The organism is Blastococcus sp. SYSU DS1021 (assembly GCF_054050995.1).
In genome coordinates this window covers 126,366-139,003 of the sequence record NZ_JBJHAL010000010.1, presented here as the reverse complement: position 1 = coordinate 139,003, position 12,638 = coordinate 126,366, and the positions used below count along the sequence as shown (strand labels likewise).

The following is a 12,638-nucleotide window of genomic DNA, read 5'->3' as shown; positions in this document are numbered from 1 at the left end:
CTTTGGCGCGGGTGTGGCCCATGGCCTCGATGGCGTCGTCGGCTTTGGCGCGGGTGTGGCCCATGGCCTCGATGGCGTCGTCGGCTTTGGCGCGGGTGTGGCCCATGGCCTCGATGGCGTCGTCGGCTTTGGCGCGGGTGTGGCCCATGGCCTCGATGGCGTCGTCGGCCTTGGTGCGGGTGTGGCCCATGGCCTCGATGGCGTCGTCGGCCTTGGTACGGGTGTCGCCGATGGCGGTGATGGCCTCGTCCGCGGCGATCCGGGTCCGGCCGACGGCGACGATGGCCTCGTCCGCGGCCAACCGGGTGTCGTCCAGACCGGTGATCGCCACGTCCGCCCGGTCGAGCAGCGTCTCGACGCGGGCAACCATCCCGGACGCCTGGTCCAGCAGCTGCTCCACGCGGCCGAGGACGCCGGCTGCCCGCGGCACCAGAGCGAGGGCGTCCGCCACGCCCTCGCGCAGACCGCCCACCGCGGCGAGGACGTCGGACGGGCCGGGAACGGAGGGCAGGCGCACCGTGTGGACGGTACGCAGTGCGCCGGTGGCCCACCATTCGGTTGCGCCCCTCGCCCCGATCGGGCCGCACGTCGGCGCAGCGGCGCCCGCGCGTCGGCGTGGCGATCGCAGATCCGCCCGTATCGTGGGACGACAGGTAGGGACATGCGGACGACGAAAAGGTGTCGACACCTGTGGGTGATCAGCCGAGGTGGGGCGACGCGGATGGCCGGGACGTCCCCGGTCGCACCCGCCGGAGGCGCGCCCCGGCCGACGGCGTCGCGGAGCCGGTGACCGTCGAGCAGCTCCTCGCCCGGCAGGGCAACGCCGTCGGTGGTCGACGGGCCGCTCGGCGGGGCTCTGCCCAGCCGTCGTCCTCCCGCGGTGACACCGCTGCCCCCGATGGCCGGCGGGAGGCGGCAGATCCGGCCCGAGGCGGCGACCAGCCGCGGCCGGCCGAGCGCGGTCCGCTCTCCGGGCCCGGCGCCGGCATCCCTCCGGCCGGCCCAGCGGACGCCCCCGCCGTCCGGTCCGGGCTCCCGCCGGTCCCCGGCGCCGCCCGGCCCGGCCGCGTCGCGGGGTCGCAGCCCGGCCTCCCGCCGGTCCCCGGCGCCGAGCCGGGGGTGCCACCGGCGGCCGGTGCGCAGCCAGGACTTCCCCCGGTCCCGTCCGCGCCGGACCGGTCGTCGGCGGCCGGGACACCGACGGCCTGGGCGCCCGACGAGCGGCCCTCCCGGCGCAGTGGACCCATCCCCCCGCTCCCCGGGCTGGCTCCGCCGCCGCGCCCGTCGGGCGCCACCCGCCGGCGGGCCGCTGACCGCCCTCCGCGCAGCCCGCGTCGCCGCCGCCTGATGCGTGCGGGAACGGCGCTGGCCGCGGTGGTGGGCGTGGTCGTCCTCTACCACCTGGCGCTGTACTTCTACGTCGACCAGAGCATCGACCGGGTCGACGCGCTCGCGGTCGACGGCCCCGAGGTCCTCGCCCCGGGTCTGCAGGACGCCGCCGAGACCTATCTGGTCGTCGGTACGGGCGTCCCCGGGCAGACGGGCGCGGCGTCGGTGGCCACCCTGGTCGTCTCGGTCTCGGCCGAGGGTGACCGCGCAGCGCTGGTCAGCGTGCCCCCCACGGCGCTCGTGGACACCCCGGTCTGCCGTACGCCCGACGGCACGCTGCGCGACCCGGTCACCGAGGCGTTCGCCAGCTCGCTGCTCCAGGGCGGGCCCGCGTGCACGGTGCGGGCGGTCCAGCAGCTGTCCGGCCTCCGGATCGACCACTACCTCGGCGTGGACCTCGCCGGCCTCCCCGGGATGGTCGACGCCCTGGGCGGTGTCCCCGTCTGCGTCATTCCCTCGACGACCACCGCTGCCGCGGCCACCCCGCCCCCGGCCGGGCCGTCCGAGCTGTCCGGCGCCGCGGCGTCGGGTTTCCTGGAGCCGGGGGACAGCGGGGTCGACGTCACCGGTGCGGCCGTCGCCGAACGCGCCCAGCGGCTGCTCACCTCCACCCTCCGGGCCGCGATGTCCGCGGACACGGTGCTCGACCCGGTCACCCTCACCCGCTTCCTCTCCCGGGCCGCGGATGCGCTGACGGTCGACGAGCAGACGACGCTGGGGGATCTGCGCGTCCTCGCTGCCACGCTCGGCGACCTCTCCGGTGACGCGGTCCAGCGCGCCGCGCTGCCGGTCGCCCAGGTCGGCTACGTGCCGGCCGGCACCGATGAGGCCTACGTGGTCCTCGATCGGCAGGGCACGCGCGCGCTCTTCGACGCGGTCATCGACGGCGCCCAGGTGCCGGCGGAGCTGCTGGCCACCCCGGAGACGGCCGCGCCCGAACCGGCGCCGGAGCAGGCCCCCGAGCCGGCGGCGCCCGAGCCGCTCACCGCGGCCCCCGGTGAGATCACCGTGGACGTGCTCAACGGCACGGCCACCACCGGGCTGGCCGCCACGGTCGCCGACGCGCTCCGGGGGCAGGGCTTCGCCGTGGGCGCGGTGGGCAACGAGCCGGGCACCGTGAACGAGAGCGTCGTCCGGTACGGGCCGGGTGCGCTGGAGCAGGCCCGCACCGTGGCCGCCGCGGTCCCCGGCGCCGTCATCGAGCCCAGCGACGCGATCGTCGACACGGTCCAGCTGGTCATCGGACCGGGCTACTCCACGGTCGTGCCCGTCGAGGTCGGTGCCCGGGAGCCGGTCCAGGCCGCGCCGGACACGGCGGCGGCCGCCCCCGAGCCGGAGGCGGCCGCCGTCACCTGCTAGTAGAAGGACCCTGGTGCCCCCCACCGCTCGCAGGCTCGCGGCGGGGCCCTGCACCAGGGCCGTTCAGCCGAAGCGTCCGGAGATGTAGTCCTCGGTCGCCTTCTCGTCGGGGTTGCTGAAGATCTTCTCGGTCGGGTTGAACTCGATCAGCCGGCCGGGCTGCCCGACCCCGTTGAGGTTGAAGAAGCCGGTCTGCTCGCTGACCCGGGCCGCCTGCTGCATGTTGTGGGTCACGATGACGATCGTGAACCGCTCCTTGAGCTCGGTCATCAGGTCCTCGATGGCCAGCGTCGAGATCGGGTCCAGAGCCGAGCACGGCTCGTCCATGAGCAGCACGTCGGGCTCGACGGCGATGGCGCGGGCGATGCAGAGCCGCTGCTGCTGACCACCGGAGAGGCCCGAGCCGGGCCGGTCGAGGCGGTCCTTCACCTCTTCCCACAGGTTGGCTCCGCGCAGCGAGCGCTCGACGAGCTCGTCGGTCTCCGACTTCTTCATCTTCTTCGCGTTCAGGCGCATGCCGGCAGCGACGTTGTCGTAGATGGACATCGTCGGGAACGGGTTCGGCCGCTGGAACACCATGCCGATCTGCCGGCGGACCGTCACGGGGTCGGAGTCGGAGCCGTAGAGGTCCTGGCCGTCCATGACGACCTTGCCCTCGACGCGCGCACCGGGGATGACCTCGTGCATGCGGTTGAGCGCACGCAGGAACGTCGACTTGCCGCAGCCCGACGGCCCGATGAGCGCCGTGATGCTGCGCGGCTCGATGGAGACGTTCACGCCCTGCACGGCGAGGAACTTGCCGTAGTAGATGTCGAGATCCGACACCTCGATGCGCTTGGCCACGGGGGTGGTCCCTTCCTGGGTGGATGAATCTCAGCGACTGGTCTTGGGGGCGAAGAAGCGGCTGATCAGGCGAGCGACCACGTTGAGGCCCATGACCAGCATGACGAGGACCAGGGCTGCCGTCCAGGCCCGGGCGATCGCGTGCTCGGGGGGCACACCCGGCTGGGTCAGCTGGTAGTAGGCGTAGACCGGCAGCGTGGCCATGCGGCCGTCGAACGGATCGAAGTTGGTGGCGTTGGTGATGCCGACGGTCACCAGGAGCGGAGCGGTCTCGCCGATCACGCGGGCGATGGCCAGCGTGATGCCGGTCCCGAGGCCGGCGATTGCCGTGGGGATGACGACCTTGAGGATCGTGCGCCACTTCGGCACGCCGAGGGCGTAGGCGGCCTCGCGCAGCTCGTTGGGCACCAGCTTCAGGACCTCCTCGGCCGACCGCACCACGACGGGGATCATCAGGACCGAGAGGGCCACGGCACCCATGATGCCGAGCCGGATCCCCGGGCCGAAGAAGATCACGAAGAGGGCGTAGGCGAAGAGGCCGGCGACGATCGACGGGATGCCGGTCATGACGTCGACGAAGAAGGTGATGGATCGCTTGAGCCGGCCGGAGCCGTACTCGACCAGGTAGATGGCGGTCATCAGGCCGATGGGCACCGAGATGAGCGTGGTCAGCGCGGTGATGATCAGCGTGCCCATGATCGCGTGGTAGGCGCCACCGCCCTCGCCGATGATGCCCTGGAGCGACGCGCCGAAGAACTCGCCGTCGAACCGCTCCGCGCCGCGGCGGATCACCTCGTAGGCGAGCGACACCAGGGGCACCATGGCGATCCCGAACGCCGTCACCACCAGGCACGTGACCAGCCGGTCGACGGCCCGCCGGGGGCCTTCGACGACGCGCGATGTCGCGTAGACGGCGATGGTGCCCAGGACGACGGTGAAGATGACCAGCAGGACGATGTTCGGGCTGGTCAGGAACCCGATGAGGGCCGCCAGCGCCAGGGCCGCGGCGAAGCAGGCCCACGGCGCCCACTGGGGGAGCCTGCCTTCCCCGCGCCGCTCGGGGGGCGTGCCCGGGGCGCTGACGCCCGTGCTGCGCTGCTGCATCGACGTGCTCATCAGTTGGCTCCGGAGAAGTCGGCCCGGCGGTTGACGATCCAGCGGGCGAGCATGTTGACCAGGAGCGTGATCACGAACAGCACCAGGCCGCTGGCGATCAGCGTGTTGACACCGAGCCCGGTTTGCTCCGGGAACTGCAGCGCGATGTTCGCCGCGATGGTCTGCGGGTTGGCGCTGGAGATCAGGGCGAAGGTGATGCCGGCGGCCGAGCCGGAGAGGATGATGGCGACTGCCATGGTCTCGCCCAGTGCGCGTCCCAGGCCGAGCATGGCGCCACCGATGACGCCGCTCTTGCCGTAGGGGATGACCGCCATCTTGATCATCTCCCACCGGGTGGCCCCCAGGGCGAGCGCGGCCTCCGTGTGCAACGTGGGCACCTGGGTGAAGACCTCGCGGGAGATGGCGCTGACGATCGGCAGGATCATGACCGCCAGCACCAGGCCGATGGTGAGCATCGTCCGGCCTGTGGCCGAGACCGGGCCGGCGAACAGCGGGATGAAGCCGAGGTTCTCCTCGAGCCAGCGGTAGAAGGGGACCAGCCGCGGCGCCAGCCAGAAGATGCCCCAGAACCCGTAGACGATGCTCGGGATGGCGGCGAGGAGGTCGACGACGTAGCCGAGGACCTGGGCCAGCCGGCGCGGCGCGTAGTGGGTGATGAACAGCGCGATGCCCACCGCCAGCGGCGTGGCCACCAGCAGGGCGATCGCGGCGGACAGCAGCGTGCCGAAGATCAGCGGCCAGACGTAGGAGATCAGCCCGCCCTCGCCCGGGAGCTCCTCCGCCGGCGCGGTCAGCGCGGGGAGGGCCTCGGCGAGGAGGAAGACGGTCACCCCGGCGAGGATGACGAGGATCAGGATCCCGGCGCCCTTGGCGCTGCCGGCGAAGATCCGGTCGCCCGGCCGTCGTACGGCCCGGGGAGCCGTCGGTTCCTGCGGGGGACTGCTGACTGTCACCGCTGCTCCGTCTGCTGCGCGTCGATGGGGTGCCCGTCGGGTGTGCCCGCCGGCGGCGGGCGGAGTGACGGCCCGGAGCGTCTCAGACGCTCCGGGCCGTCACTGATGGTGCCGGATCAGCCGGCGGCGGTGATCGCGTCGATCGCGGACTGGTTCTGCTCGCGCAGGGAGTCCGAGATCGGCGCCGACCCGGCGGCCTCGGCCGCGGCCTGCTGGCCCTCCTCGCTGATCACGTAGCCCATGAAGTCCTTGACCAGGTCAGCGGTCTCCTGGTCCTCGTACTCGATGCAGCCGACGTGGTAGCTGACCAGCACGATCGGGTAGTTGCCCGACTCGGTGGTGTCGCGCGCCAGCTCGATGGCGAAGTCGTACTCGCCGCGGCCCTCCAGCGTCTCGGAGTTCTCGACGACCGCGGCCGCGGCCTCGGCGGACGGCGCGACGAACTCGTCGCCCACCCCGACGTTGGCCACGCCCAGGTCGCCGGCCTGGCTCAGGTCGGCGTAGCCGATGGCGCCGTTGCCGGCGCCGACCGCGCTCACCACGCCCGACGTGCCCTGGGCAGCCTCGCCGCCGGACACCGGCCAGACGCCGTCGGGCTCGTGCGGCCACGCGTCGCCCGCCGCGGCGGCCAGGTACTCGGTGAAGTTCTCCGTGGTGCCGGAGTCGTCGGCACGGTTGACCGGGGTGATCGGGAGGTCCGGCAGCGTCGCGTCGGGGTTGTCGGCGGCGATCGCCGGGTCGTTCCAGTTGGTGATCTGCTGGTTGAAGATGCCGGCGAGCGTCTCGGGGGAGAGGTTCAGCTCGTCGACGCCCTCGAGGTTGTAGACCACGGCGATCGGCGCGATGTAGTTGACCAGCTCGAACACCCCGGAGGTCCCGCAGCGCTCCTCGGCCTCGGCGAGCTCCTCCTCGTCCAGCGCGGCGTCCGAGCCGGCGAAGTCCGTACCGCCGGCGAGGAACTGCTCGCGGCCACCGCCCGAGCCGACCGGGTCGTAGTTGACGGTCACGTCCGGCTGGACGCTGTTGTACCCCGCGGTCCACCCCTGCATGGCCGCCTGCTGGCTGCTGGCGCCGGCGCCGACGAGCGTGCCGCTCAGCTCGCCGCCGCTGCCGGCGTCGCTACCCCCACCGGCGTTGCTCGACTCGTTGGACGCGCCGCAGGCGGCGAGCGCGAGGGTGCTGGCGAGCGCCACGGAGAGCGTGGTGGCGCGCGTCTTGGTGCTGAGCTTCAACTCAGGGCCTCTCAGGTTCGCCCGGACGTCTTCCGGGCAGCGTGGGACCGACGCGACCGAAGCTAGGGACCTCAGGTGGCGCGCTTACCGAGGGCAGGTGAACGCAGGGTGAACGACCGCAGAGGACTGAGATGATCATGGGTGGCCGGCGTCACGTCGGCCAGGGACGATGGTCCCTCAGGCGCTGCCTGCCGGGCAAGACCGGGTGCGGCTCGGGGCGTGTCCTCCCGGGTCGGTGTCACCAGGCGTCGCGGAGGTCGCCGTCAGGGGGGCGGTCGGCGCCCGGAGACGCCTCGCAGACTCCAGCCGGCTGACACGTCCGCGCCACCCCGGGGTCACGTCGACCGCCGACGGTGGGCACGTGAGGAGCCATTCCGGCCGCGTCGAGATCCGCGGGGCGTGACCACGATGGTCGCCGTCCTGCTGCTGCTGGCGGCCGCGGTGCTGGCGGTCGCCGCGGGCGCGTCGATGGTCCACCAGGCGGGGGAGCCGCCGGTGGAGTCCGGCGACCCCGAACGCGAGTGCGGTCGCGCGGTGCGGGTCCTCGTCCTGGCGGCATCGGCCGTCGCCGCGGGGACCGCAGGGGCCGCCCTGGTGAGCACGGGCGAGGTGTCCGCCGGCGGCCTGGGACCGTTCGCCTTCCCCGCGGCCCTGGTGCTGACCCCGCTCGTCGCAGGGGTCTGCCGCGGCCGGCGGGGCGGTCGCGGTCGCCGGGGCGCCGGCGTCGGGCTGTAGCGCGGCGGTGTCCCGTCGGCGTCGCCTCAAGCGGCCGGCGGGATGTGCCGGCGCGGGACGGGGATCCCGGGCCGGCCGAGGGTGGAGCTCGACCGGGCGGGGCCGGGTGTGCTGCCGTCCGGCGATGGCAGGGGCCGGCCGGCACCACCGATCGCGTGCGCCGCGAGGGCCCTCCGGTCGTGCGTGGTCGCCTCCAGCGCGGGCAGCAGGTGCACTTCGACCACGAGGTCCCGCGTGGCGAGGACCCGTCGGATGCTGCTCCCCAGCGAGCCACCGGCGCAGACGTGCCGGCCGGTGGGCCCCGCGGTGGCGGTGCGGTACCGGATCGACACGGGGCACACCGCCGCGCCGGCGTCCACGGCGGCCTGGAAGAAGACCGGGCGGAAGCCCAGGACCGGTCCGCTGCAGCTCGGTGCTCCCTCCGGGCGCACCGTGACGGATTCGCCGCGACGGAGTCGTGCAGCGACCTCCGCAGCCGCTGCCGCGACCGACTGCGGTCGCTCGGGCTCCACGACCACCACGCCGAGGCGCCGTGCCAGCCGGCCCACGAGCGCCCGGTCCCGCTCGCCGGCCTCGACCACCGGTGTCGCCCGCACGGCGACGAGCAGAGCGAGCCCGTCGAGCCAGGAGGCGTGGTTGCTCACGACGAGGTGGCCGGTCCGCGGGCGCGGCCAGGGCCGCGGCGGGTTCACGACCTCGACGCGGACCCCCAGCGCGGTGAGGATGCCGGCGGCGCTGCAGACGGCGGCCCGCCGCCGGCCGTTCCCGCCGGCGCCTGCCCGCAGCGGGACGCGGATCGCCGCGGCCAGCAGCGCCCCGACCAGGCGACACGACCGGCGCCGGCGGGTCGCCGCGTCGGCGCGAGGGCCGTCAGCCCACCCGCAGTGATCCGCCGGCGTCTGCAGCGGGCTCCGCTCCAGCGGCGACGTCACCGAGCGCTCCGGCCGAGCGGGCGCCTCGACGTCGACGGGCTCGTGCGGGGGCACCCGCAAGGCCAGGAGGGGAGGTGCCGGGCGCGGACTCCCCGGACGCCGGCGTCCACGGGGATCGACGCGCATCCGCGCCGGCGGGTCCGGGAGCGGCCGGGAGCGTCGGGCCGGCCGGCGTGGTCTGGGGCAAGGGGCACGACGACACGGTCGCGGGTCCGGGTGGATGTGCGGTGTCCGCGAGGCAGAGCCGGCGCGACGGCGGATCGAAGAGTCACGGGCGGGGCGATGGACGACCCGGGACACGCGACTGCGCCCCGGCATCCGGGGAGATGCCGGGGCGCAGCCGGTGGACCGAGGCGTCAGCGTGCGTGCCGGAGCCCCGCGCAGGTACCGGGCGTCAGATCGCGCCCTTCTCCCAGGGGCCGCGGATGGCGAAGCTGACACCCGGGGTCTGGATGTTGACGAAGAGGACGTCGCCGTCCGGGCTGAAGCAGGCCCCGGCGAACTCGTTGTTCATGTCGTCCTCCGTGCCCTCGATGCTGTTGCGCGCGAAGTCGAAGATCTCGCCCCGCTCGTTGAGGGCGCGGACGTACTGCTCACCGCCGCCGTCCTCGCACAGGACCAGCCCGCCGCGGGGGCTGACGGTCAGGTTGTCCGGCGCGTCGAGCACCTCCGGGGACGGCGACTCGAAGAGCAGGATCAGCTGGCCGCCGGAGCGACCGCGCGGCCGGAACTCCCACACCTGGCCGGCGCCGACGTCACCGCCGCTGGTGGCGTTGAAGAAGATGCTGCCCCCGTCGTACCAGCAGCCCTCGAGACGGGCGAAGGCGGCGCCACCCTTGGCGAAGCCCTGGTTGAAGACCGACTCCGTGGTGATGTCGGCCGGGTCCGGGTCGTCGATGGTGACCCACTCGACCTGCATCGGCTGGCCCACGCGGTCGCTGTGGCCCTCGTACGTCTTCAGCTGGGGCTGACCCTTGACGGCGAGCATCTGGAGGGTGCCGCCCTCGGCCAGGTAGCCCGGCTTGTTGGGGAGGAAGCGGTAGAACCCGGAGGTGTTGCCGCTGTCCTCGGTCTCGTAGACGGTCCCGTTGGCCGGGTCGACGGCCACCGCCTCGTGCGCGAACCGGCCCATCTCCGGGAAGGGGCCGCGGCTCCGCTTCCGGTCGGGAGCGTTGGCCGGGACCTCGAAGATGTAGCCGTGGTTCTTCGTGAACCCGTTCTGGGTCCCGTTGACCGTCTCCTCGCAGCTCAGCCAGGAGCCCCAGGGCGTCGGGCCGCCGGCGCAGTTGACCGACGTGCCGTTGAGGCTGATGAAGCTGTCGACCAGCGTCAGCGAACGCGTGTCGAACGTCAGGGTCGTGGTCCCACCGGCGGCCATCGGGTCGTACGCCGACGCCGGGTCACCGATCAGGTCGCGGTCGTAGTCGCGGCCGGTGTAGTCCCCCGGCTCCTGCCCCGCGTCGATCGGCGAGTAGCCCTGCTCGTGGTTGCGGACCAGCTTGATGATGCCCCGGTAGCTCTGGGGCTCGGTGAACGTCGCCATGCCGTCGTGACGGCCGGGGGTGGGGTACCCGTCGGAGCCGACCGCGGCCGGCAGGCCGAGGGCGGCGGCGTACTCGGCGGCGTGGCCGAACGAGGCGTACTCGAAGCCGGCCGGCAGGTTCAGCAGGGTCCGCCCGGTGGTCCGGTCCTTCGTGGGCTGCAGCGGGCCGTAGCCGCCGTTGTCGGGGGCCTTCAGCTGCTGGCCGCGAGCGCCGGGGGCGGCGAGCGCGCCGTGCGCCCCCAGGAGCTGGGTGCCGCTGGCCAGCATCGTGCCGGCGGTGACCGCTGCGCCGCGCTGCAGGAACTTGCGTCGATCGAACGAGATGGTCATGAACCGTGTCTCCTCGGAGTGGGTCCGCGGGGCCGGTGCAACCCCAGGGCCTGTCGGACGCTAGGCACGCCATGAGGCGCTCGGACGGCCCGCGGGCGAACCCTCGGACAACGGTCGGGGCGTCGAGTTCACCCGGCGGCGAGCCGGCCGACCGCGCGTTCTCCTGCGGCGCCGGCCTCCGCGCGCGCGGGACTCGGGAGCCCTCTGCACCGGCTCTCCCGGGGTCGGCGGCTGTTCCCCCGGAGTTCACGCCGACGCCGTCCCGTGCCGCATAGCGTCCACGGTCATGACCCACCTGCTGGCGACGAGCCCCGGCGCGACCCCCACGCCCGTCCGGGCCTGTCCTCCCGGAACCGGGGATCTCCTCACCTCGCTGACCGCCCGGACCGGCGGCAGCGGTGGTCCCCGCGTGCTGGTGGCCTTCGCCAGCCGGCACGGGTCGACCAGGGAGATCGCCGCCGAGCTGGCCCGGGGGTTGTCCGCATCGCCTGCGGGACGCAGCGGTCGGTTGTCCGCGACCCTGGCCCCGGTGGAGCTGCTGCCCGACCCGGCCGACTTCGACGCCGTCGTGCTCGGCAGCGCCGTCTACTCGGGCCGCTGGCTGGAGCCGGCCCGGCGCTACGTCGAGGCCGTCGCCCCGGAGCTGCTCCGCCGCCCGACGTGGCTGTTCTCCAGCGGACTGGGCGCCAGCCACCCGGGGTGCTCCGACGGTGGCGACGGGGACGCGCGCTCCTTCGGTGACCGCATCGGGGCCCGCGGTCACCGCCTGTTCAGCGGCCGGCTGGAGCGGCGGCTGCTCTCGGCCGCCGAACGGAGCGTCTGGCCGACCGGCGGCGCGGGAGGCGATCTCCGGAACTGGGGAGCCGTCCGGAGCTGGGCGGGGGAGATCGCCACCGAGGCCGCCGTCGGGCACGCGGTCCCCGCCCTGGGCTGAGTCCTGTCCGCTGATCGATCCTGAGGGGAGCGCCGGTGTTCAGCTCCATCGGGTGGGGCGAGATCGTCGTCCTCGGCCTGGCCGCGCTGTTCATCTTCGGCCCGGAGCGGCTGCCGGACCTGGCGAAGGACGCCGCCGGCGGCCTGAAGCGGGTGCGGGGTGCGGTGACCGGTGTGCGCGGACAGCTGCACGACACCCTCGGCGGGGACTTCGAACACCTCCGCGACGTCGACCTCCGCCGCTACCACCCGAAGACCTTCCTCCGGGACCACCTCCTCGGGGAGGACGACGACCAGTCGGCGTACCGCGGTGACCCGGCCCGTCGGGGTTCCGCCACGTCGTCCTGAGCGCTCCCGCCCCGTAGCCGCCGAACGGCCTCAGGAGCGCTGCGACTCCCGGTGCCACGCGACGTCGACGGCGAACCGGCGGAACCCCCGCCCCTCGTACAAGCGCACCGCCGCCGCGTTGTCCTCCTCGACGTACAGCAGCACCTCCTCGAGGCCCTGCCGGCGCAGGTGTGCCAGACCCAGATCGGTGAGTGCCCGACCGAGCCTCAGCCCCTGGGCCGCCGGGTCGACGCCGAGCACGTAGATCTCCCCGACCGGCTCGGGACCGGCGTCCCCGGCCGGGTGCACCTTGGTCCAGTGGAAGCCGAGCAGCTCGCCGGCTCCCGGATCCCCCCGCCAGGCCATCAGGAAGCCCTCCGGGTCGAACCACGGCTCGGCCTCGCGCAGCTCGAGGTCCGCGCGCGTCATCCGGCCCTGCTCCGGGTGCCAGGCGAAGGCGCGGGCGTTCACCCCCAGCCACGCCTCCTCGTCGCGGCCGGGGACGAACGGCACCACCCGGACGTCGGCGGGCAGCTCGGGTCGCGGCTCGGGGTCGATGCCGGCCAGGTCCCGCCGCATCTGCAGCAGGACCCGTGCCCGCCGGAACCCGTGCGGAGCGAGCAGCTCGGCGGATCCGGGCAGGTCGCCGTGCGCCCAGACGTCCAGCGGCCGGTCGCCGGCGACGTCCAGGAGGCGGCGCAGCAGCGCGGTGCCGTGGCCACGCCGTCTCCGCTCGGGGTGCACCACCAGCTCGGCGGTGTCGCCGTCGAGGCGGGCGTAGCCGGCCAGGGCGCCGTCCTCGTCGTGGACGGTGAGGTCGTGCCCACCGGGGGACCCGTGGCGGAGCCGCAGCTCGCCCTCCTCGGAGACGGGGCGGACCCCGTCCGCGGCGCCGGCGGCGCGGAGCAGGGCGAGGACGCCGGCGACGTCGGGATCGTCGATCACC

11 protein-coding genes and 1 pseudogene are annotated in these 12,638 nt (G+C 74.0%); 4 read left to right on the top strand and 8 right to left on the bottom strand.

Features of this window, described 5'->3' with window-relative positions:
* Positions 1-517 (bottom strand): annotated as a pseudogene (locus ACI8AP_RS10045) (hypothetical protein); the annotation flags it as partial.
* Between the two features lie 830 nt (positions 518-1,347).
* On the opposite strand from ACI8AP_RS10045, the gene ACI8AP_RS10040 reads away from it, so the two are divergent.
* Entirely contained in the window at positions 1,348-2,748 is a 1,401-nt protein-coding gene (locus tag ACI8AP_RS10040) for an LCP family protein (protein WP_456589195.1), read from the top strand.
* Positions 2,749-2,811: 63 nt separating this feature from the next.
* On the opposite strand, the gene pstB is transcribed toward ACI8AP_RS10040, so the two are convergent.
* The 4 genes from pstB to pstS all read right to left on the bottom strand — a co-directional run bounded on the left by pstB (position 2,812) and on the right by pstS (position 6,892).
* A complete protein-coding gene (pstB, locus tag ACI8AP_RS10035; protein ID WP_456589194.1) occupies positions 2,812-3,591 on the bottom strand; it encodes a phosphate ABC transporter ATP-binding protein PstB in 780 nt (259 codons plus the stop codon).
* Between the two features lie 30 nt (positions 3,592-3,621).
* The gene (gene pstA, locus ACI8AP_RS10030; protein WP_456589193.1) at positions 3,622-4,707 is read right to left on the bottom strand and encodes a phosphate ABC transporter permease PstA; all 1,086 of its coding nucleotides are present in this window, start codon (positions 4,705-4,707) and stop codon (positions 3,622-3,624) included.
* Complete coding sequence (pstC, locus tag ACI8AP_RS10025) at positions 4,707-5,660, bottom strand: phosphate ABC transporter permease subunit PstC (protein WP_456589192.1); 954 nt, start codon at positions 5,658-5,660, stop codon at positions 4,707-4,709. The genes pstA and pstC overlap by 1 nt, the downstream gene beginning before the upstream one ends.
* 116 nt (positions 5,661-5,776) lie before the next feature.
* Positions 5,777-6,892, bottom strand: coding sequence for a phosphate ABC transporter substrate-binding protein PstS (pstS, locus tag ACI8AP_RS10020; RefSeq protein WP_456589191.1), 1,116 nt, complete (start codon positions 6,890-6,892; stop codon positions 5,777-5,779).
* A gap of 399 nt (positions 6,893-7,291) precedes the next feature.
* Between pstS and ACI8AP_RS10015 the strand changes: the two genes are divergently transcribed.
* The gene (locus ACI8AP_RS10015; RefSeq protein ID WP_456589190.1) at positions 7,292-7,627 is read left to right on the top strand and encodes a hypothetical protein; all 336 of its coding nucleotides are present in this window, start codon (positions 7,292-7,294) and stop codon (positions 7,625-7,627) included.
* A gap of 26 nt (positions 7,628-7,653) precedes the next feature.
* Here the strand turns inward: ACI8AP_RS10015 and ACI8AP_RS10010 are convergent, their stop codons facing one another.
* Together ACI8AP_RS10010 and ACI8AP_RS10005 are read right to left on the bottom strand one after the other, a co-directional pair.
* Complete coding sequence (locus tag ACI8AP_RS10010; RefSeq protein ID WP_456589196.1) at positions 7,654-8,613, bottom strand: lysophospholipid acyltransferase family protein; 960 nt, start codon at positions 8,611-8,613, stop codon at positions 7,654-7,656.
* Between the two features lie 340 nt (positions 8,614-8,953).
* Positions 8,954-10,432, bottom strand: coding sequence for a PhoX family protein (locus tag ACI8AP_RS10005; RefSeq protein WP_456589189.1), 1,479 nt, complete (start codon positions 10,430-10,432; stop codon positions 8,954-8,956).
* Between the two features lie 286 nt (positions 10,433-10,718).
* Between ACI8AP_RS10005 and ACI8AP_RS10000 the strand changes: the two genes are divergently transcribed.
* Complete coding sequence (locus ACI8AP_RS10000) at positions 10,719-11,366, top strand: flavodoxin domain-containing protein (RefSeq protein WP_456589188.1); 648 nt, start codon at positions 10,719-10,721, stop codon at positions 11,364-11,366.
* 35 nt (positions 11,367-11,401) lie between these two features.
* Entirely contained in the window at positions 11,402-11,713 is a 312-nt protein-coding gene (locus ACI8AP_RS09995; RefSeq protein WP_456589187.1) for a twin-arginine translocase TatA/TatE family subunit, read from the top strand.
* A gap of 30 nt (positions 11,714-11,743) precedes the next feature.
* Here the strand turns inward: ACI8AP_RS09995 and mshD are convergent, their stop codons facing one another.
* Positions 11,744-12,637: a mycothiol synthase gene (gene mshD / locus ACI8AP_RS09990; RefSeq protein ID WP_456589186.1), complete on the bottom strand. Its 894-nt coding sequence runs from the start codon at positions 12,635-12,637 to the stop codon at positions 11,744-11,746.
* Position 12,638 lies beyond the last annotated feature (1 nt).

Excerpts from the sequence above, each read along its gene's own strand:
- ACI8AP_RS10000 (WP_456589188.1), top strand. The coding sequence starts at position 10,719 with ATGACCCACCTGCTGGCGACGAGCCCCGGCGCGACCCCCACGCCCGTC.
- pstA (WP_456589193.1), bottom strand. The coding sequence starts at position 4,707 with ATGAGCACGTCGATGCAGCAGCGCAGCACGGGCGTCAGCGCCCCGGGC.
- ACI8AP_RS10040 (WP_456589195.1), top strand. The coding sequence starts at position 1,348 with ATGCGTGCGGGAACGGCGCTGGCCGCGGTGGTGGGCGTGGTCGTCCTC.
- ACI8AP_RS10005 (WP_456589189.1), bottom strand. The coding sequence starts at position 10,432 with ATGACCATCTCGTTCGATCGACGCAAGTTCCTGCAGCGCGGCGCAGCG.